General features: G+C 34.7%; 8 protein-coding genes and 1 pseudogene. 1 reads left to right on the forward strand and 8 read right to left on the reverse strand.

Translation table 11 applies throughout. From position 1 onward, the window contains the following. Positions 1-108: 108 nt before the first annotated feature. Positions 109-214 (forward strand): annotated as a pseudogene (locus M2R48_RS14010) (integrase); the annotation flags it as partial. A gap of 1,021 nt (positions 215-1,235) precedes the next feature. On the opposite strand, the gene M2R48_RS14015 reads toward M2R48_RS14010, so the two are convergent. The 8 genes from M2R48_RS14015 to M2R48_RS14050 all read right to left on the reverse strand — a co-directional run bounded on the left by M2R48_RS14015 (position 1,236) and on the right by M2R48_RS14050 (position 23,234). After that, complete coding sequence (locus M2R48_RS14015; protein ID WP_262086502.1) at positions 1,236-5,666, reverse strand: RHS repeat domain-containing protein; 4,431 nt, start codon at positions 5,664-5,666, stop codon at positions 1,236-1,238. A 50-nt stretch (positions 5,667-5,716) separates the two neighbouring features. Beyond that, positions 5,717-5,899 carry a hypothetical protein gene (locus tag M2R48_RS14020; protein WP_262086503.1) on the reverse strand — a complete coding sequence of 61 codons (183 nt, stop codon included), beginning with the start codon at positions 5,897-5,899 and terminating at the stop codon, positions 5,717-5,719. Positions 5,900-7,000: 1,101 nt separating this feature from the next. Beyond that, positions 7,001-10,621, reverse strand: a complete 3,621-nt coding sequence (locus tag M2R48_RS14025; protein WP_262086504.1) for a DNA polymerase — start codon at positions 10,619-10,621, stop codon at positions 7,001-7,003. A 45-nt stretch (positions 10,622-10,666) separates the two neighbouring features. Next, positions 10,667-11,083: a hypothetical protein gene (locus tag M2R48_RS14030; RefSeq protein WP_111034310.1), complete on the reverse strand. Its 417-nt coding sequence runs from the start codon at positions 11,081-11,083 to the stop codon at positions 10,667-10,669. A 55-nt stretch (positions 11,084-11,138) separates the two neighbouring features. Further along, positions 11,139-13,148: a DUF262 domain-containing protein gene (locus M2R48_RS14035; protein ID WP_262086505.1), complete on the reverse strand. Its 2,010-nt coding sequence runs from the start codon at positions 13,146-13,148 to the stop codon at positions 11,139-11,141. Between the two features lie 5 nt (positions 13,149-13,153). Further along, positions 13,154-14,533: a DUF262 domain-containing protein gene (locus tag M2R48_RS14040; RefSeq protein WP_262086506.1), complete on the reverse strand. Its 1,380-nt coding sequence runs from the start codon at positions 14,531-14,533 to the stop codon at positions 13,154-13,156. A 227-nt stretch (positions 14,534-14,760) separates the two neighbouring features. Then, positions 14,761-16,854, reverse strand: a complete 2,094-nt coding sequence (locus tag M2R48_RS14045; RefSeq protein WP_262086507.1) for a UvrD-helicase domain-containing protein — start codon at positions 16,852-16,854, stop codon at positions 14,761-14,763. Next, positions 16,851-23,234, reverse strand: coding sequence for a DEAD/DEAH box helicase (locus M2R48_RS14050; RefSeq protein ID WP_262086508.1), 6,384 nt, complete (start codon positions 23,232-23,234; stop codon positions 16,851-16,853). Before M2R48_RS14050 ends, M2R48_RS14045 begins: the two co-directional genes overlap by 4 nt. Position 23,235: the final 1 nt, after the last annotated feature.

Below are 23,235 nucleotides of genomic sequence, written 5' to 3' on the forward strand. Positions count from 1 at the left end.
ATCAAACTATTCATTTGATTCCCTTTAAGATATTTGGCGGAAGCGGTGACAGTCAAATTAAAACAATAAACAATTGATATAAAAATAAAATATTTTTAGATTTTATTTCTTACCCATAAATTACCTGATGAAGTTGAATCCGCTTATTTACGCGGCTTATATTGAAAAACGTAAAAGTTTAATATCTTATTGGGCTAACTTTTGTGAAGAATAAAAATGGTTGACAAAATTTATGCTTTTGTCTTAAATTGAGAAGCATTGCTAACGTCCATACTTAAATTATTAATTTAAAATGGAAATTACAAAAAATTCAGAACAGTCCCATACTTTGTGTTTAATAATTTGATTGTTAGTATGTATCATAGAAAGTTACCTTTGTTTTGTTATGACTCGACACATTTATCAAAACGGGTAATTTTCTCTTTTTCAAGATCAATGTCTGATTAGATCTGAACTAATTCATTTAAATCTTTGTGCTACAAAGCCGTTTCAACTTGGAATTTGGAATTCTGTGTATAAAACTTTTGTATTTTACTCATAGTAAACTCCTAATGAGGATGTTGAGCTTACCAAGTTAAAACATCCATTTTTATCAACACATGACACAGTTAAATTCAAGACTGTTGATCTAATTTTTTCTTAGATTTATATGTAAAAAATCTCACACCAAAAAATATACCAAAAAATAATATAAACTTCCCTTCTTTAGTTAAATTATCTCGTCCAATAATTGTCAATAAAAAAAATATAAGTAATATACATGAAGAAAATACGAAAATTGTTATAAAAAACCCCAAAAATATAGCAAAAAATTTATTTATTTTTAATCGAATAAAGTAATCAATATAGGAAGATGTAAGTCTAAATATAAACCCCAAATACCTCCCAAAAACCAATCCAATAAAAAACAAAATTGCGTCAACTAAAATCGGCGATAACATCATATGACTCCCAAAAACTCAATTTAAATATTTTAATTTATATGAGTTAATTTAGCTTTAGCAAAATTAGCTCATAAATATTTCCATAATTTATTTTTCTAGAATACAATCTCCCCAACATAATTTTATAGTTGGTAATGTCACAGTTATCGACCAAGCTTTATGATTAATTTCAAAATCAATTCTTTGCCAATCTCTAATAAATTGCTCTATTTCTCTCGAATGCGAGCTCTCAAATCCATCACTTGTTTTTGATGAACCCTCTCCTGCTGCTGCCCCAAGAATAGTAAAACCTTAAGCTTTGTCGGAATAACTCTCCCAAAATAATTTGTTATAATCACTTTTTGTATAGGAGCGATATTTAAGTTGATCTAAGCTCGGGGCTTTCATCAAACCACCAAAAGTGGCTCCAGCTAAAGCTGATGTTGCTAATCCGAAAGGAGTAACTGGCTTATTATCAATATATTGACCAATCGCATATGAAGCTGATGAAGATGTAGCACCTAATGCAGCAGCACTAAGGAAAGATGTCGCTACTGGAGCTAATGCTCCAGTAGCAATGCCAGCCCCTACTGCAGCAAAAAATTTATACCCATTGAAGCTTTTAGAAGGGTCATTATAAATATCATAAGCTTGACCTAGTGCATTAATTCCTCCACCAACAACGCCACCAACTATACCCCCTACTATCATTATTCCAATTATAGGATGTTTACCATTATGATCAACATATATATTTGGATTATTTAATGCATAAATATATGGATTCAAACCTCCTGCCATTCCACTAGGGTCAGATTCCATATATCGACCAAGTTCAGGATTATAAAAACGGTTAAGATTATAAAATTGACCAGTAGCAGAATCATAATACTGACCAGAAAATCTTAAGTTGAAAGTGATACTACCTGTTGGTGCTCCTACACCAAAAGCGGTACTATCCCAACTCCACTCAATATTACCAGTACTACTGTCTATTAAACGACGGGGAGTATTCAATACATCTGTTACGATATAATAAATCTTTGTTTCAGCACCACTTCCATATATTGCTGCGATTGGCTTTCCTTCTAACCATACATATTCCACTATAGGAACACCAGAATATGTATACTCACCAATGAGATTACTATTTTCATCATATACAAATTGAATCGTACTATAAGTCCAAGAACTTGATAAGCTAATTAGAGAACGTTCATTATTTGCTGTATAGCTCATATACCTATTAAAATTATTTGATTGCCCATCTCCTCGACGACGCCCAGCATAATCATAATTTGCAGTATTTGAACCAAAATAGAGTTCAGCATTTGCTGTATAATTGATGGGTTGTGAAGTACCATCTTTGATAAAAGAGGTTAGTTTATTTTTCGTGTAGGAGTAGTCTACAGTAGACGCAGATTGTAAATGTGCCCCAGATGCTCTTAAAGTTTTACGATTTCTGTTTTGATCATATGTATAACCAATACTATAAACAGAATTTGATCCATTAGCCCTACTTTCATTCGTTAAGTTCCCTGCATTATCATAGGCATATGTATCATTTATATTATTATTTCTACTAATACTAACAATTCGACCATCACGATCAAACCCATAATCTAGGCTATAGTTAATTCCCCCCCTACTGTTAGTATTTGCAATTTGTTTAATTGCCCCAGTAGAATTAGAGCTATAAATTATCGAATAACGACCACCTACTCCCCAATTCCAACCTGTAATATCGCCTCCACCATTGTATGAAATACTATTTATAATAGGGGTTCCATCTAATGTGATATTTGAAAGCTGAGCTTTCTGAGCGGAATTATAATTTAGATTCAACTTGCGTCCTGATGGCAAAGTTTGGCTTACAAGTTTGTTACCTAGACTCCACTCATAACTAACAGTTGATATATTTTCTGAAGTTCCTAAAGAAGTTAATGCCTTATTTAGTTGAGATTTACTTATAATTCTATCAAATAAATCATATGAATAATTTGTATTAACTCCATAAGCAGCATTTGATGTAATACTATCTAACCGCCCAAATCGGCTTACATCAAAATTATAATTATTATCAAAAGCCAATAGTGCATCAGTATTACCACCTACATTTTGGCAATTAACATTTCGATTACGCCCTATTTCATCAATATTTGGGAAACTACATTTTCTGTTTCCGAAAAGGCTCTGAATTATTTGATCAGCTTCATTATATGTATATTTTTTTTCACCATAATCTTGATTATACTCTCGTGTCAAAATATTATTATTTCGTTGATCATAAAAGGTTAGCCCTGAATTAAAAGCATCATTTAATGTGCCTAAATTATCATTTGCATCATACCCCCTAGTATCTACATTTCCATTTCCATCCTTATGTGTTTTCATTCGATTTAATTCATCGTAAGTCCATGTTTCATTGATACCTAATGCAGATGCTATTTCTAAAACATTACCATTGAGATCATAGCTAAAGTTTATAGTGTTAGAATTACTATCCGTCCCCAATTGGACTTTTGAAATTCGACCATTTCCATCAATACTACGATATAAAGATTTAACTAAAGTAGTACCAGAGTTATCATTTAGCAGATCAGAACTTACTACATTATTTTTAAAGTACGTTTTTGTAAAAATACTACCATCTTCTGCGACTGTTTTAACCAATCTTCCAATTTGATCATAATTAAAGCTTTTGCTATCACCATCAGGTAATACAGATACACGAAGTTGCCCTAAGTCATCATAGGTAAATGAATAGTTTTGACCAGTTACCACCCCAGTTGTAGATCCAGTCCCAAAAACAATATTACTAACACTTCCATCAACATTATAATTGAATTTTTTAACCATACCATTTGCTTGAACGATACGTTCAGGTTGCCCAAAAGAATTATAACCTAAGTGTTGTTCAGTTCTTACAGAACCATTTATCGTTGAAGATTTAGTAGCTAAATTGCCATAGTTATCATAGCTATAATTAATTTTATCCGATGTTCCAGAGCGAGGGCCATCTTCCGAACTTAATAAGCCATTACTAGATGAATTGACATCTGTATAATAAGTATAAGTTGTAGTTTTACTTGTGCTTCCCGTCTGTGTAGATGTTTGAGTTTGTGAAATTACTTGACCATTCACATTAATGACATTATTTACAGTAACAGTTCCTTTTGTTATTTTATTCGGAATATTAAATAAATTAATTGCTCCATTTGACAATGTTGAATATACATAAGTAGCTGTCCGACTGATACTTGATCCCACAGCTTCAATTACTTGTGAAATTCTATTTTTGTCATCAAAAGTATATGCTGTAATTATTCCTTTTTGATCTGTTATTTGAGTAGGATGCTTATCAGCAGGAGCATAAACTATATATTTAATAGGCTTTCCATTTACTGTTAAACATGGATAACCTGTAACATCAATATTAGTCTTAGTAAAATCTGGATGAGTTGTATTAATAATTGTACTAGCTGATTGATTTCCATCAGGTGAAAAAGCCATCGTTATTTGACTGCTATTATAAGTATCATCATAAGTTGTACTGATATCGAGTGCTGTTGGATTTTCCCCTAAATATGATCTTAAAACAGTTTTTGAATTTGATATATATTTTGAACTATCAAATACAACACTTGGATAATCCACTTGCCACGTTTGTTGCGCTTGTCCTAAATGATTTTGAACCGATTTTAATGTTGGTCTCTGGGCAACAACCTCGGGATTAGCAACATTACCCTGTTTAGCAGCCTCATAATAAGGTAATGAAAGTGTAGAACTATAAGTATAACTTTCTTTTCTTCCGTTTAATCTATTTTTAACTTCAGTCAATTGCAGATAATTAACAGTTCCAGCAGTTACGTTATTATAAGAGAAATCATATTGCTGATAGTCTCCCTGTGTACCACTTGTGAACTTAATAGATGTAACTTGTGCTCCATTTCGAGTCAAAGTTAGTACATTATTTTTACTATCAGATACTGAAACTAAATTTAAACCACTATCATAACTCAAATTTACAACATTTCCATCTGGATATTTAATTTTATTGAATCGAAATATGACTCGTCCATTAGAAGATTTCGAAACCGTTGCACTATATTCAATGCCATTACGAATAACGGTCATCAAATTTGTACCAACCGTAAACTGAATTTCACCAAAATTAGTTGAAGAGGATCCACCACTTGACCAGCCCCCTCCTGGTAAACTTGAAGCAGGAGGTTCTGTAGAACCGTATATGCGATATAAAGCTCTATTATACTCAGTCACCTTCGGTTCAGGATAACCAACATCTTTAAATGAAGTAGGCCCATTTTTAAAATAATATCGACTAGCATCACCAGGGAGCTTGATTGTATAGTTTTTAATAAGAATAAAATTGTTGTTTGCTGTAAAGTATGTTCCAGAGTAACTTTCTACAAATCCATCATAATTATCTGACCATGAATCCACACCTAATTCTTTTTCTGAATCTATTATATGATGTCGAGTCGTTTTTCGATAATTAAGATTATATGGTAAAGCACCTGAAATAATTGGTTTATTGTATTCAATCTGTCCAGAAAGGACATTATATCCAGCTGTACAAGATTTTATATTATTATCCTTTGAAATCACAATTTCCTTATCAACTGTATACATTATTCCAAAACTAAAACCACTATATAAAGCTAGAATTATAGAAAACATCCAAAACGTAAATTTATTTTTTATTAATCTTCTAATACACATGATTTATCCCTCTATTTTTATCAAACTATACAAGCAAGTTTTACGCAATATCAATGTTTTCTACTTTCCATGACTTCTTTCAAATATTTTCTATCCTCATTCAACCTTAAGTCATTACTTAAGTTTCTATTAGACTGAATTAATTTAAAATATTCAGCCCCTTTTGCATTCTGACAATCATCTCTTTGATAGTATTTTGAGGTATCTAAATCACAAACTTTGATTATTTGCATACGAACATCCTCTCTATTTATATACCACTTTATATCTCGACTACTGACACCTTTAGGAATATCAGAATTCTTTGATAGTACTTTAGAAATTTCATCTCGATTTGTACACCCAGTCATTATTAGGCTTAGCAATGTACAAGATAAAAATAAGTTATTAAAAATCCTCATAAGTTCCTAATTTCTCCAAAAGTATCAAATAGATTTTTATCATCTTTAAAAAAATAAAAAAATTCATCATTTCAGATTAACTTATACAAATTAATAGAATGTATTCTTATTAATCACTTGCAAATAACATACCAACCAGAAATAAATATATAATTTTACTATTGCTTGATAAAAATGTTTATTATGGTGCATATTTCATTAAAAAAAACAATAGAAATCTAATTTGGTGCATTCCAATTTAATCGGGTAAACACTTAACAATTAAACTTCCATCCGATTTAAAAATAGTTATTTTATATTTTTTAAAAAAACCGTTCAATAATCCACTAAATTTTAGATGTTATACTTCTAAGTAGTAAAACATAAAGAAAATTTATAATTTCATTTATTTGTATTTCTAAAAAGCTAGATAACCTCTCCCTCTCAATCAGAGTTAGACTTAACGAAACTATCCAATTCACAACTTTATGTGGGTTATGTTCTGAGACAAAATTATAGGCAAAAAAAAGACCCTTGAACGTCAAAGGTCTTTTTAAATATTTGGCGGAAGCGGTGAGATTCGAACTCTGCAAATAACTTTTTAATAGATTCTATCTAGGTTTAATTCATTATTTATCAAATAATTAAGATCTAATAGAATCTTCTAGATTTTATAATTTGTGCCAAATTTTGTGACAGAATTTTCCATGACATTACGAACTTGCCCCTTTAACTTAAAGGTAATAAGACCTTCACTTAGTAATTATTTTTACTTAATCTTAATAGTCTCCAATAGTGTAGACACATTCTAGTTAGATATAGACTCTCTACCCTGTTTAGGCTGAAAAGTAAGGTAACAGAAGCAAACTCAATGGTTTGAGTCTGCTTAAATGCACGAAAATTTGTCAGCGAGATTTTAGTAATTTTCATAATATTCGATGATTTCTCTTATTATCAAAATGGCAATTCAACATCTTTTTCGATCACACGTTTTTCTGAGTTTACATCAAATCGATTAAACCAGTGTAACCACGCATCTGAATGGTATTCATCCAAAGATGTTTCACTATACATCTGTAAATCGACTTTTGGTTCTAGCATGTTAAAAGCATTATAAAGGGCGCTACTCATACATGAGTCAATCAGTGAAATATAATATTCGCGATCTTCATGAGGGATCTGCACTAAAAACTCATCATATAATGGGCATACCAACTGCATGGTTTTCTTCACATCTGTTTGGAAGATTTGTACCAAGGCGGATTTAAAAATAGCTGCTGCTGTACTTTGAATTGGGAAATTAAAGAACCAATTGTTCTCCCACTGATCTAGATAAGCATTACTTGGTCTATTTTTTACACTTGCACGATGTAGCCCAAACATATTATTAATGTAACCATGTTGCTGACCGAATTCGATGCACTCCTGTCTTAATTGATCAATTGTTGGATAACGCTGATAAATTTGCTGACGAACCTGAGTAATTTGATGACTTGGCATTGACATCATTTTGCTTAAATTGTCATCTTGAATACCGTAAATTAAACCAAGGAAGAAGAGTTTTGCCTGATCTCGGCTAATCTCTATTTCATCTGCTAGCTCTTGATAAATATCTGATTGGTTATAGTCCTGAATCAGTTGCAGATCACCTGATAACCCTGCCAAAACCCCAAGTTCAATTTGCCCATAATCAAAGGAATACAACGTATACCCTTCTTGATTGGCAAAAATAGAGCGAAAGGCTTTAGGGAAAGACAATATGGCAGGATCTTTTGCTGTACAACGGCCTGTCACTGTTCCCAAAATTTGATACTTAGGATGTACTCGATCTTGCGTAGTATTGGCAAATGCTTTGACTAAGTTAGACGCACGATTGAGTTTGTCAAATTGATGATATAAATGTGCAACAGGATCTTGCTGAACTTTCTTTAAGAGATGATCCAGACTTTCATCTTGCTTCGATTGCATCAAGATGTCATATTGATATTTGTCTTTTAAATACTGCTTAATTGCGCCAGTATCTGAAGCAAATACGCCTGTTTGCTTTTGAATATCGAAACTAATGCCATTGCGTGCCTTTTCGATTTTTTCGGCAAATGTACTCAGTTTAGTAGCAGGTAGCTGTAGTCCAGACTTGGAATAGTGATATAAAGCAATGGTAAACGGTAATTCAATTGTTTTATAAAGATGATGGAAATAAGGACGTTTCAGTGCTTTGTCTGCAATTTCTTTTAGCTTTTCAAAAGTGTCGAAATCTACATTACCAAAGTCATCTTCTTTGATATCAGGTATTTCATAAGCTTCAACAAATGGCTGATAGTTTTTGTGTTCTAAACCCAAAAATGCCATTTTGACTAAGATTTTAACGTCAACAATAAAATCATAAGTTTTTAATGCTACATGCTTGATTCGACCAACTGTTAAAGCATGATATAAATCATAAATGTATAGCTTTTTTACACCATCAATTTGTTCAACAATTACATTAAGATCTCTCTTACTCTCAACATATGGCTTTTGCTGTTTCTTAGTCAGAAACTTCTTGAACTCAAAAGGTTCAATAGATACTGTCTTCTTACACCCACGACATTCTGCTCTAGTTCTCTCTACATTCTTCTCATAGGCATCATCTAAACCACAATGCGGGCAAGTACCTTTAAATCCATGAGTTGAGCAACAAGAAGCGCAATTCGTACATAGATAAAATTTATTAAATGACAGAGTTTCATAAGGATTACAACTATATTTTGATTCACGGCTATCAATAACCCCCTGACATGATCTGCAATGAGTAATTTTAATAACGTGTGTGTATTCATGACATTGAGGATTCGAACAATGCCAATACGTTGCTGAGTGTGCCATCTTACCCATCGAATTGGGCGAGTGTTCTGAAACAGAAAATGGACTCTCACATTTTTTACATTGCAAACGTTCTAAGATAGTATTCCAGCGATTGATACCTGAGATCAAACGTAAAACTTGATTATTATTAGATCCTGATTTGTGCAGTAGTGTTGGTTTAAATTTTACTTGATGCAATAACTGATAAAAAATACTTTCATTCAGTAAATCAGGCGTGCAAGCATTGCAACCATGACGTCTGCATTTTACTTTACGAGTGCTCACCATCTCTGTAAATCTATTTAAATGACTAAAATCAACGCTCGGATCTAATTCTTTAATAATTTTTTTATGACCATCTATAACCACATATTCAGCCGGTTCATCCCTGTACCATTCAATTCCCTCACAAAAGCTTTGACGTGAGAGTTTAGGTTTATAGGTAGGATATTTAGAATTAGCAAAGTGCTGTGTTATTCGAGGTTGATATTTACAATCAGCAAAAATTGTATATTCAATTTTCTTTAGCACATCATTTTTACTATGTGAAATGAATAAATCATTCGTATAGTCTTTTATAATTTTATCTAATTGGTAAAGGGGTAATTCACGATTTATTGCTTTAAAATAAATAATATTGAGGATACATTTTACATGATGAAATTCATGTTTTTGAGCATAGGCATAGAATTCATCGAAGTAACTATAATCGTTTTTATAAATACACTCTAAAATGAAATTTACATAAAGTTGTTCATCAGAAATAAGCTGATAAACATAAGCAAAGTGTTCTTCTGCCAATCTATTAGCAAGACTATTTCGAATATTTAACGGTAACTGATTTAAAGCCTCAAGCCACTGCGTTTTATCTTCAGGTAATTCATCAATAAATTTTTGTGCAATGTCATCACTATATAGCGTGTCAGGATGCGCCAAGACCATTTCACGCCATAATGGGTGTTTTGGTATATAGGCATTTAAAAAACTATATTGATCTGCTAATTGTATATTACCGATGTCATTTACATTCAGTGTCCGACCAGAAACCAATTTGACTGCAAAGCTAAATTGATCAAATCCTTTGTGATCTGCATAAGTAAGTAGAACATCTAGATCTTCAGGTGTCTTTGCCTTTTGTTTAAGTAATTTGATTAATACGCTTTCAGGTAATTCCTCTTCAGCATTTAATAAATAAGCATGGATATAGGTATTGCTTAAAGCATCATGCTCTAGCAATAAATGCTGACTTAGATTTCGTACTCCAAACACATTTTGATAAACCTCATCCTCATACTGTTGTTTAAGCAGTAATTGACAGAGGTTTTCTAACTGTTGTGTATATAGTTCTTTTTTGACCGCAAAGGCAAAAATCACATAGAAGAATTCTAAAAAACTGATAATCAGCGCAGAGTTTTTAGTATCAAATAGTCCTTCTAAATTGATATGCGCAACAATATCCAGACGATCATCACAATGTGTTGATGCTGTATAGTTAAAGAAAATCAGATCGCCAATCTTTAAATCATGATGCTCTTTACCTGTATGTAAGTAATAACGTTCTGAGCCTTTAACTGAACGAATGTTATAGCCTTGATCTGAGCGTGTACGTGAGTGAATCCAACCGACATTGATACGGTAATCAGTGACATTAAAAAATTGCTGTAATTGCTGGCTTAAGGTTTTTACGGCTGTTTGATTGGTATCTTTGGGATGTATAAATTGGATTAACATATTTAGAACCTATTCCTTAACGATACGGAATAAAGGGTGGTCTGATTATTTAGACCACAAAGAATTTACAAGCTGTTTTGGAAATGGCAGACCGTCGTCATGCTCTATTTCATCTAAGTCAAGCAGAGCCTCAAGATCAAATAGCTGTACAGCTTGAATATAACTACCACATTTAAACTGTGGGTATTGACCATTTTGCTTCACTTTTAGGCGACCTTGAAGCATCACAGATTGCCCAGTGCTTAGCTTTTTTAAGTCTTCAGCAAAACTATGATCTAAAACGATATAGTGTTGTTCGGTCTGAGTTTTTTGGTTGCCGAATTTGTCCTTCAACCCTTCTTGTGTTTCCATAATGATGTGGTATTCGAATGTTTGACCCAATGTGTTTGGCTGTATGTTCTGAATATTACCTAGAATAAAGACACGATTCACTGAACGGTTAAAAACTTGATGTACCAACATTTAAAATATCCCATTAAATACTTTGTGCATGATACTTTGTTACGCAGACCTATCTCTAAAACCTTATTCTACAATAATGCATTTTTAACAGCTCAATCATTCGATCCTGATGCACCTTAATAACATGCTTATTTAAATTTTTACTTTCTGATTTCTTAAAAGTATCAAATAAATATTTAAGCTTTAAAGAATCATATGATGGCTTTCTCTCAAACTCTGCTAATTTAACAGTCACAGGCTTATTACTATATTCTGAGTTTTGTCCTGGACTGAGTAAAACCAAATTGCCAAAAGCATGCAAATATGACTCCGTCAATACAGCCCCAAATCTCTCATTTTGTGGATGTACATGCTCTACTGAGTTTTTTGCAGTGATACGATAGTTTCTAAATTTTTTCTCCGTACGACGACCATAGTTTTTCCATAAAACATATTCTAATTTTTGGAACCAGTAATGTTCAAAAGAAGTCCCTTTTTGACTTTCTAGATAGTCTTGGAGCTCTTGCCAGTCTTTTGTTCCTATTTCATCCTCAAGACAAAGTTGATAACTCGCTACTTTTTGAGTGACATCATCTACTGCCAAAGATAAATCATTATCAATTTTCTCTAACCACTCAACGACATCATCTTGGTCTAAAGAAGAATCAGCATTTATTAAACCAATTAAAAATGGCGTTAACCAATACTGAGCACTACGTTCACCAGTAAAAATTCGCACACTTTGTAAAAGCTCTAAAGCAGAATGTTCTTTCTTTGTCCTATTAAAATATGCTTTTTTAGCTTCTTTCTTTTTCTGTCGATTTATCGAAGTTAAACGTAATTCCTCACCACCACTATCTTCATTCTCTAGCCACTTCACACACCACGTATCAAATTGATATCGCACTTGCCATAATACATCCAAAAAATCTTTTATCTCTTTCTCACTGGCTTGAATTACAAAGTCTTTAAAAATCTTTTGTAAATTTGAAGAAATCAGACGCTCTTCAATATCATTCTCATCGTTTAACACTTTGTAGATACGCAATGCATGAATTAATAACAACTCGAAGCTAATAAAAGATCGACAATGATTTTTACTTTCCTCCGGAATATCTGCTTCTATCTGATCTTCATGTTCTGTTTCTTTTTCACTATCATTTTCATAATTTGAAATATTACGTTTACTATCTATCTCTTGAATAGATAAACCTTTCAAAAATGACTTTTTAGAACTTTCAGATTCAACCTCAAACACCATGCTTTCTGCATCATAGTGCTCAAGATCCTCATAACTCAATTTATTCCATGATGAAGCTTCAATCTTTTTACGTAACACCCGTTCAAAATATGTATTCATATTTTGACAAGCATCCCAAATTGCCTCATAAAGCTGCTTATTCTTCGTAATTTTTTTAAAAATTTTGGATTTCAGAATATCCACTGGCTCTAACTGTATTCCCGAAGTATTCATACTCGAGAACAGTTTATTCAAATCAGTCTTTTCCGGGATAATGTTATTAATCCATCTTACATTTTCAAAAATGTAGTCTATAAATTCCCTAAGATCCAACTCACTTTGACTTATTTTGTGAAGTCTTTGTTTTATGTACTCAAGACCTGCATGTATATGTTTTAAATAAGCGTCTTCAGCCAATTGATCTTGCGATGGCTGACCAAATCCATCAAGCCCTGCTTGAGAACCTAAATAGGATTCAATTCTTTCCCGAACCTCAAAATGCAATCTTGGCTTTTTAGCGTAAGTTGAGACTATGAGTATCGGATGCCCTTTTAAAACTGAATCTTTGTAATCATGGCAAGCCAAGGCAAATAACATCAATGTTGTTGTACGCTGTTGCCCATCTATTAATTCATAAGTTGAAAGATCTTTTTTGGATGACAATGTTGTACCAATAAAATAGTGAGGTTCATCATTTTTGAATGCTTCCTCAATATCATTGAGCAGATCTTCGATATGAATTGAACTCCATACATACGGACGTTGATAGCTAGGGATTACGAATTGATAGTTCTCATCTACAACGTGCTTTAAACATAAAAGCTCTGTATTTACTGCTTGATTCATTCTTATTACCCCAAATTCCGTATCTTTTGGCTCAACTGTTTTGCAAATTGTTCAGCATACTGTGTTGGGCGTATTCCTAATTCAAAGTGTGCATTTGTTTCCTCAACAAAATGTCTTTTGACAGTGTTTTCATTGAGTCCATCTTCATCTACTTTTAGTTCAAAGCAATCTAAACTTTCAAAAACCTGTTCTGCTGTAAAGCTATAAGCGATCTGATCTAACACTTTATGGCTTTTCAAAAACTCCGGTATTGAATCTGCCCTTACTGCTTTTTTATTACTGACACGTTTTGAATAGGCCACCCTAAACAATTTCTTAGCGAAGACATCAAGCTTATATTCACCAAATTGACTGAGGTATAACATCAACCCTGTGACGAAAAGTTCTTCTAAAAAACGACAGCCTTCTAGCTTTTTTAACCAATCAATAAATTTAGCATACTCTGGTAAATAGCTGACTTTTAAATCTTTATAATATTTACAGAATAAATTTTGAAAGTATTGCATATAGGAAATACTATTAATACCTTCATTTAACGGCTGTCTAAGCTGGTAACTATTTTGTACATCTTGCTTTGCTTGTTTGGTCATGGGTGTATATGTCAAGCGCATAAGACCATAAGCAACATCGTCTTGATGTTTTAGGGTTCGGTTGGCAAACTCTTCAACTACTTCATCTCGAATTTTTTGTTTTTCTTGATAAAATGGGACTATTCGTCCTTTTAGGCTATTCCAATAACGCCCTCTTAACAGCGTCATAACTATGCCTTGTAACTCACCTAAATCTTCCCACTCTTTCGCATAATGATTTCTATAATCGACAGGTACAGCTCTCAAATGATGCGCTTTAATAATATCTGGTCCTGTGAGCCTTACCCCACCTGTGTTTTGTGTTTCAAAAAACTTATAAGCATCATCTTCAGATTCAGTGACTACAAGTGATACAACAATACTTTCAAAGTTTATGTAGTCTTCCCATTTACTCCGATTTTTTTCAAGGTACTGTAAATTTTGTTTAATATGCTGGATGCTTAGGCTTGCCTGATAAATGAGAGATACGTCATCAAGCTCACTATTGAGATAGCCAAGCAAAGCAAGTGTAGTTAAACGCTGTTGCCCATCAATAATATTTAAACATCCATCTTGGGCATGTAAGATCACACTTCCAAGATAATAAGGACTGTCTGTAAATTGTTCTTGATGATCTTTTAGGTCGTTGATCAGTTTATCAATCTGCTTTTCACCCCACACATATGGGCGCTGATACTCAGGGATGCTTAATTGCCCCTGAATATATCTTTGATTTTCTGTTTTAATTCGTTTACCACTGAGCAACTGTGCCACATTGCACACAGCCACTTTAATCAACGCTTGTGGTTCTGACACAACCTACCCCAACTCTTAAATATTTAATATTTGTCATAACACTAAAGTATTTAATCTTCCTCTATCATGTATGGTTTAACGATTAACTCTACACTACTTACATTTTTACCTTTGAAAATATAAATTTAAATCATCTTAATAGATTCGTCTTTAGATGATTTACTCAACCCATCAAAAAATTAATTTAAATCAATCCTATAGAAATTTCTATTGAATGTAATAAATGATTAGTTCAAATATTTACTGTTTGCACCATAAGATAAAATAGCCACCTCTTTCTTAGCACGCGTCAAAGCAACAAATACTAATGAGCGCTCATGTGCATCTGCCTCTTCTTTGGAAACCAGATCAGACTTGTACTCTACGGTGCTATCTAATGGAATGAGTCCATCGTTACATGATGCAAGAATAATTTGGTCAAACTCTAGCCCTTTTACTCGATGGATCGTAGCTATCTTAACTACACCTTCTCGTGCACCACTTTCTGAATTGACGATCTTGTGAAACTTGCGTTGATTCGTATTAAAATAATGTACGATCTTATCAAGTTCATTATGTGTACGAGCCACAATACACACACTGTCCAATGGATACTCTATTTTATCAAGGATAGCTGTGATTTTCTCCATTTGATCATCAAAACTAGAACTAACATCTAGAATGTTGGGTTGTGGTCCATGAGTAAGCGACTTATATAATGTATTGTTGTCATGACCGCCATCTAAGTCATCAATTGGAATATCTTTGAGAATAGAAATTGCAAACTTTCTAATCTCATCCGTTGTTCGATAATTAATTTTAAGTTTAGCTGAACGGCCACGAACATTAATACCGACTTGGCTCAATATCACTTTATTTTGATCATAAATACGCTGATGTGCATCCCCGACAATAAATAGATCATTGTCTTTCTCAGAAACAATCGCTCTCAATAATTTAAATGCTTGTGGTCCCATATCTTGGGCTTCATCCACAACAATACTTTGATAAGGAAAATGTACATCATTTACTCTGATATAGTCCGCTGCATCACGATAGGCATCCGATATTTCTTTAATCCCGTGATGATTCAATATACGTCTATATTCAGATAAAACATCCCAAACTTTAATTTTATCTCCACGACTTAAACGTGTACCTCGCCCAACACGACGTGCTTGCTTATATTCTTCAAGCGACGTAATGCCTTGTGGTTGTATCACATGCAACCATTCCTCTTTAAAAAATTCCAGGCTTAATGTCAATTCTGGTGACATCTCTACATAGGCAGTTTTCCAGTGTTCATCCAAACTCTCGCGATTGTAGAGAATCTCAAAATCATATTTTTGTTTACGTAGGAAATACTGAACCCATTTATCTAAATTCACTACTTCAATTTTTTGAAGTAAAGCTTCCCCACATAAACTCTTAAGCTGATCCTCAATATCTTGTGCTAAGTTCTTAGTAAATGTCGTAAATAGAATTTTATGATTCGGATCAGTTAAATTTTCTGCTAACCATTTTGCACGGTGCATTGCCACTACAGTTTTACCTGTTCCAGCTCCACCCAAGACACGCACAGGTCCTGTTTTATTGCCAGTAGCAAGTTTACGTTGTGAGGAATGCAGGAAAACACGCCATTTTTCTAGTGAAGCACTCAACATTTCTTCTAATTCAGCTTCACCCGAAACAACTGAGAATTTAGCTAATGACTGATCTCTGGCAAGTGCTGCTTCAAAATCAGTAGTACTAAACTGACTATCTTCAGCGATTTCACGTTCAGTAAGAATCGATTCATAACTTTGCCCTGCAAGATATAAGAATAAGCCTTCATAAGCATCTTCAGGCAAAATTGCTTGTAACTGATCCAGATCCTCTTCAGTTTTTAGTAATCGGACTTGCGTGATTAAGTCTGCTGGCACACCAAGCTTCATCAATTGTTTATCACGTAAATTATTAAATAAACTCTCCGAAGTATTTTGAGGCTCTTCTACGACCGTTTGGACTTCAAATTGATAAAGCTGAATCGCCCCTGTCTCAGCATTAATATTACATTTATGTGTTTTCGCCCATGCATAAGCATCATCATGGTGGTCAACCCAAAGTAATAATAAAATATTACTCTGCTCTGAAACTATGATGCGATAAGTCTGATCAACTCTTAAAGATCGGAAGCTATCATCTTTGACGACTTGTAATTTTTCTAAATTAAAACCTGGTAAAGAGGGATTTACCATAAACTTCATAATCTGCTGGTTTACTTTCGCCTGAATATTGGATGGCAATTTATTCATTGATGCAAAATAGCCGTCAGAAAAAGCCAGCTTTAAATTTGTTTTCATAGCTTATCTCCCAATTCTCTTAATAATATTTCCAAATTTTCTTCAACAAATAGGTATGCGTCATAGCCGTATTGTTCAAATATTTCTTTGTCATCTGACTGATATGGCAAAAGCACAATGATTTTTTGTTCTTTCCAAAGCAACTCACCTTCAGCCAAAATTTTACCTTTAGATCCTTCAAGTTCAAAGCCGACCACAGGCAGAGCAACATACTGATCTTTCAAGGCGTACAAGAGTGGATGTATCTCTTCTGATGCTTCTTCAAATACAACTGACCAATCATCATGATTCGATACAGATGGTGTATTCCAACTTAATTTCGAATACACACCTTCATTTGTTTGTCTAATTTCTCCAGCGTATAGGTTTGGGCAGAATTGAAGCCAATTCATGAGTTGCCATAACTTCATCCATAACGCTTTAGTTTCTTCTAGATTTTTTTCCAAAAATTGAACTTGGATACCAATCGTCAAAGCATTTAAATCAAGGTTTTTAATAATGTCTTGACCAGCGGCATACGCCACTTTGAGTTGATTTTCGCTATGACCTAGTTCAAAAGTATTTGCTAAAAGAACTGCTTTAGATTGAACAAGCTCATTAAACTCCGCAGGAAAATACTGAGTAAATGTTTTCCACTGCTCTAGATTCTCAGCCAGATTATGTCGAGGATTAATTAAACGTAGAGCTTGTACAGCACTTAGTTGCTGTATATCTCCTGTGTTTGGATGACTCAAAAATTTCATCAATAAATTAAAGCTATTCAGCTGTAAGTCATTGAACGTATATGGCTTCAAGCTTTGTTCATGTGCTTTTTTCAATCCAGCATAAGCCGCTGTTTCTGCAACTATACTTGGGAATACATTAGCAACTTTAGCTTCATTTTTTGCAAAGCTAGATTCCACATCGTGCCATGTGAGAGACCAGACCCAATATTGGCCTGAACGAATCAAAGCCTGCCGTTTCAGTAAATCATCATGCACACTTTGTGCATGATACTCATAGCCATCTAAGAAAATTGCAATCGGTTTAAACCCAGCTTTCTTTGCTTCTTTATTTTCTGGATAAATAATAAAGTCTGGCTCACAAGCATAAGCAACGCCCTGCGATGGACCCAATTGAACATGCATCTCCATACGGTATTGTTCTTTATCAATACTTAAATGATATGCCTTCCCTCCTTTGATTAAATCAACTTTGACACTGACTTTCTTATGTCCCACATAAGCTTGAAGATCAGGTTCATTAAATTTTTTCAGTGCTTCTGGGAAGCGCACTTCTAGCTGGCTATCCTCCCAAACCACTTTTTTCACTTTCCCTAAGTGTTCAACTTTTTTAAATGTCGTATCATCACGTAATAACTCATGCAACATATTCAAAGCGACTTTACGTGAGGTACTTTCCATGCCGTAAGAGTTACGGTATGCATAAAGACACTGATAACAACCATCCACTTCAGGAATGATGTGTTGGCATGGGCATTCAGCCATCACTTTTTGCGCAGCTTTAAATGTATCTAACAAATGATTTGGATCAGAAAGCAATTCATGTAAATAGCCTGTACCACCAGGAACGCTGTCATAAATCACCAAGTAACGCTCTCTAAAATCACTGCTGGCAACAGGCTGTTCAGAAATCATAATTTGTAAGTGATCGACTTTACCGCCAAATTTCTTTTTAAGTCCTAATTGCATTGCTGCAACAAAAGAGTTGATCTGTTCATCTGGCGTTGCAACAGCCATACTCGGCATCAGAATACGAATGGCTTCTGAAACATATTGGCGGTAAAGATACAAACATTGTTCAATGCCACTTTCATCTTGGTTTTTAGCAAAGCTACAGTAGTGCTGATGTTTTGCAGGACCTTTTTTGTCTTGTACAGTGCCGCATTCCTTACAAATTCTAAAACCAGGCCGCTCTAACTCCTTACCCGCAATGTAAAAGGTTAAGTCAGTAGAACCTGTACTTTCACCAAAATTCATTTCAATAAATTTTGCTTTTTTTACGAATTCAAAACCAAAAGGTCGATCTTCATTTTCAAAAGCATATGCAAGTTCCACATCCTGCGGATCAACATCCACGAGCATCTGCTTATTAAAGAATAATGGCTCACGTGTTTCACTATCATCAGATAGCATCGCCTTAGATTTCAATGTATTAGCATACACTTGCACAAGCTTCAATACAGGGAACTGTTGTCTTACATCTGCCCATTGAATATCACCACAACGTGGACAACTTGATGCTGTGACCGCTGCACTCACTGTCTCATGATAACTACAGCTTGGGCACATTCGCATCATTTCAATGGCTTTACCTTTTGCTGTTTCAACACGGGTAATCTCGACCTTATGATGTGACGCATAGAAAATACTATTCGGTGCCAATTCGCTAATCGCTGCATGGGCTGGTCGTGTATATTCATATTCTTCGGAATGGTACGGCGAAGCACTTGAAGGATCTGAAGACTTCCTAAAAATGACAGACTTTAATGTCGTACCTTCCTCTGGGAAAGCATAATTAGGCAGTAAACCTTCATCTGTCAGAAAATTAAATGTCGCTTTGTTATAAATATTTCGTTTCAGCCTTGCCACACCTGTAATTTCCTGATGAAGTTCATCTAATTTCTTTTGCTTTTCCTCATCATCAGGTAATGCTTCGGTTTTCTTCAGCGTTTTTTCTAATGCGTTCTTCTGCTCATTTAAACGCTTGATTTCTTCTACTAACTCTTTAATTCGATTAATCAGAATCCATTCAATTTGCTCTTCTTCAGCGTCATGATTAATTATTACTTTTTTGAGTCGCTCACGATTCTCTACACTCATTGTATGAGGCAGTAATTCAGTAAACTCATCCCACAAACGATCACGATTTGTGCGTATATATTCAATAAGCGTATATGGAAAACGGTCTGTGTTATTAGTTTTAACTGCCCCGATGACCAATTGCATGGTGTCTGGAATACTTTGTTTACCTTGTTCTGCTCGTCCCCAGTCATCAAAACAGTAAGCAAATAATTGTCGTTTTAGCACCATTGATGCTTCTAAGAAAATTGCAGGAGGCTCCACATTTCCAGCCATCATTTGCAATGGATTTGCATAGAAATACAAATCATGCGGTTGTCCGTTGGCAACAGTCAATGCCACAGAATTACCTGTTGAACGCCCAGCTCGACCTATACGTTGTAAATAACTTGCTTGAGATGGCGGTACAGAGGCCAAAATTACAGAGGATAAATCCCCAATATCAATACCCATTTCCAATGTAGGTGTCGCAGACAATAGGTTTTCAAACCATGGTTTGCGTTCACCTGATTTTTCTGTCGCTTTGAACTGATTTTCAACTTTTTCACGTAATGAACGCGACAATAAACCTGTATGCTCATGTCCTATCACACGGTTAATTTGCCCATGCAAGTAGAAATGGTGATAGAAATTATTGAATGGACGGTGATCTTTTTTCCAAACAAACGTTTTCCCATTGGTCTTGGCATTCAGCTGTAACGCTGGAAGATCTTCGATTTCCTCCTCCCATTGTTGAGGAACATTTAGTTCGCCATAGCTTTGAGATAAATCTAAAATATCTGATGCATGTAAGGTATACATACTCAACTGATGAGTAACTGTTAATTTTTGTGGATTTAAACCCCAAACGCGTGCATCTTTAGTTTTAATCACCCGTTCAACAACTAAGTCCACGTTTTGCAATGCTTTTAAGCAATATTCAAATAACTTGCTATAAAAATCTTTGCCGACGAGAACCTCTGCCTGAACGATCAAGCTTAACCATTTTTCATACCAACTCTGGCCTTTTTTAAGCGAAATACTTTCAAAGCTTTTACATTTATCGCTTGCAAGAAATATCGGCAATTGAGAATGTGAACCAAAGGTTGGTAATGTTTTATCATTAGTCAAAATAAAGTAATCACCACCACGTTCCACAAAACCGTCTAAGAGTGGGTGATAGATTGCTCCTTGATTACGTAGCCGTAGGCAAATTCCCCAGAGTACTTGTTGGGATTGTTTTTCGGAAAGCTCATATCCCAAATGGTTTAATGCATCTTGTTGTAATTGTATAGCTGCCTGATGAACCAAGCTTGGTTCCCAACAAATATTTGCTACCCCCGTACGACGTAAAGAACGTCCAGTTTGGCTTTTAATACCGAGTTCATGCAGTGCTTCCCATGCTAAACGACGTTTAATATCTGCCAATAATTGTGCAAGTTGAGGATTTTTCCCCTCCTTCATATCAAGATAAGTTTCACGAGACTCTAAATTAGGCGCAATAAATTCAGTAATGAACTTTTCATGCGTCCAACCATTTGGGTTTTTCTCATTAAGTTCATAATCTTCAAACCAATGGTCAACAAAGTCTAAATAAGGCACAGTGCTATGTTTAGCAATGTATTGTGTCATCCCTGTTCTCAAGTTCATTTCCCAAGTACGTGCGCTATAAAAACCAGCACGATGTGTGGCATCTTGAATAGAGTCAGAAAAAGCGATGACTTTTTTATCTTGATTGAGTTGATTTGAAAACAGTTGGTTAATCGCAACTGAAGTTAAGCTTGCCGCCTGAGAACCAAAGATAATCAGTGAATTACGTGATTGACAAGATGGACATGCTCGTTCTTTTTTAGTGGTATTCACACCCTTTTCTTGAACTTCTTTAATCTCAGCACTTTCTACAACACAAACGACGTTTTTAGAACCACATTTATTACACTGATCTGTTTTAACACCACTCTGGTGGCAACAATCGCCACATAAATAACTCACGACTCCCGTAACATCATTACAATGTTTAGGATCAATAGGCATCAAATATTTGGCCTGTACATCGTTTTTGAAGAAACGATTATACAATTTACGTAGGTCTGTTTCGATTTGGGTATCACCCATTTTTTCTGCAGCAAGCCAAGACGTTGCGTGACATTCTGAACATTGCAGAACGGGTAAAACCACTTGGTCTTTTTGTTTTTTTAAATCGTCATGAAAATGTAAATGTACATGCTCAGGATCTTTGTTGACTGTTGCCACAATACGTCTAAGCTCTCGAATCCATGCTTGGAATCTTAAAGAAACAAATGGCTGTCCAGGATAGTCTTTACCACGAGCATGTGATACCAATACCAACAAAGACATCAGAATATACTCAGCATAAGGTCTGAGACTTGGTGGTAATGTTCTCGCCTCAGGCACTAGACTTGAAAAAGGCGTAAGCGTTTGCGCATCATTCAAAAGTTTTAAGAAGAATGCATGACTCTTTAACTTTGCACCTAATTCTTGACGGGATTGCATATCAGCAGGATCAAGATCAAAGCCACCATCTGTTGCTTTACCAAAAAAGAACCAAGCCTGATGTTTTAAATACTCTACGTCAGATTCAAATTGTTGTTGGTTTAACAGCTTTGGATCAAAGTCATAAGAAATGCTGTAATACTCTATTGGTGCTTGGAATTCGGCTGGACTGACACGTTTCTCGCCAATGATACTGTCTACTGTAAATTCTGCATCGAAGATTTTAGAGACAAAGTCGAGTAAATCACCTTTGCTTTCTTCAGAGCCAATGGTTGCAGAAGTACCCACTGTGACTAAATGATTTTTCGGTGTTTTTAAATGGGCTTTAAGACGGCGAATCAACATTGCCAAGTCTGAGCCTTGTGCTCCATCAAAGGTATGAAGTTCATCTACAACCAAATACTTCAAGGTATCTGATTTGTTTCTCGCCCAAAGACTGTGATCTTTAGGACGCATCAACAGGTAATCCAACATTTTATAGTTGGTCAATAAAATGTCTGGTGGGGTCTTACGCAACGTATCATGATCGGTAATAACTTGCGTTGCTAACATCTGTTTGGTGCCACTGGCTGCATTGTCATCTTGACCGACCAATAGGCCGACATTAACACGGTTTTTGAGTTCAGGAGTATTATGAATCACCTCAGCAAAGCGTTTGGCTTGATCGGTTGCTAAAGCATTCATTGGGTAAATAATAATGGCTTTAATGCCTTTAACATTTTGCTCTAAACAATGATTCAGCAGTGGATATAAAAAGCACTCTGTTTTACCCGAACCTGTGCCTGTAGCTACCAATGTTGGCTTTGCCGTTTCCCCAACAAGGCGTTGCCATGCTTTTTCCTGATGTGCAAACGGTGAATGTTCCGTTTTAAAGTTTGAAAAAAAGTTACAGGTTGCTTTCGGATTTTTAGCAAAAGGTAGCCCCAAAGAGACATAAGGTCCTTTAAAAAAAGCCTCCCCATTAGCGTCTTTATCGACCAGTGCGTCAAATTTACCTTTAAAGTGTGGTGTTTCCGTTTCGTACCCTGTTGTAATAAAACTTTTTAATGCTTGCTCTATATCTTTTGAAATTAAACTCGGAAACATG

Origin of the sequence: Acinetobacter sp. I-MWF (assembly GCF_025433935.1) — a bacterium.
Lineage (GTDB): Bacteria > Pseudomonadota > Gammaproteobacteria > Pseudomonadales > Moraxellaceae > Acinetobacter > Acinetobacter guillouiae.

Excerpts from the sequence above, each read along its gene's own strand:
- M2R48_RS14015 (WP_262086502.1), bottom strand. The coding sequence starts at position 5,666 with ATGTGTATTAGAAGATTAATAAAAAATAAATTTACGTTTTGGATGTTT.
- M2R48_RS14020 (WP_262086503.1), bottom strand. The coding sequence starts at position 5,899 with ATGCAAATAATCAAAGTTTGTGATTTAGATACCTCAAAATACTATCAA.
- M2R48_RS14025 (WP_262086504.1), bottom strand. The coding sequence starts at position 10,621 with ATGTTAATCCAATTTATACATCCCAAAGATACCAATCAAACAGCCGTA.
- M2R48_RS14030 (WP_111034310.1), bottom strand. The coding sequence starts at position 11,083 with ATGTTGGTACATCAAGTTTTTAACCGTTCAGTGAATCGTGTCTTTATT.
- M2R48_RS14035 (WP_262086505.1), bottom strand. The coding sequence starts at position 13,148 with ATGAATCAAGCAGTAAATACAGAGCTTTTATGTTTAAAGCACGTTGTA.
- M2R48_RS14045 (WP_262086507.1), bottom strand. The coding sequence starts at position 16,854 with ATGAAAACAAATTTAAAGCTGGCTTTTTCTGACGGCTATTTTGCATCA.
- M2R48_RS14050 (WP_262086508.1), bottom strand. The coding sequence starts at position 23,234 with ATGTTTCCGAGTTTAATTTCAAAAGATATAGAGCAAGCATTAAAAAGT.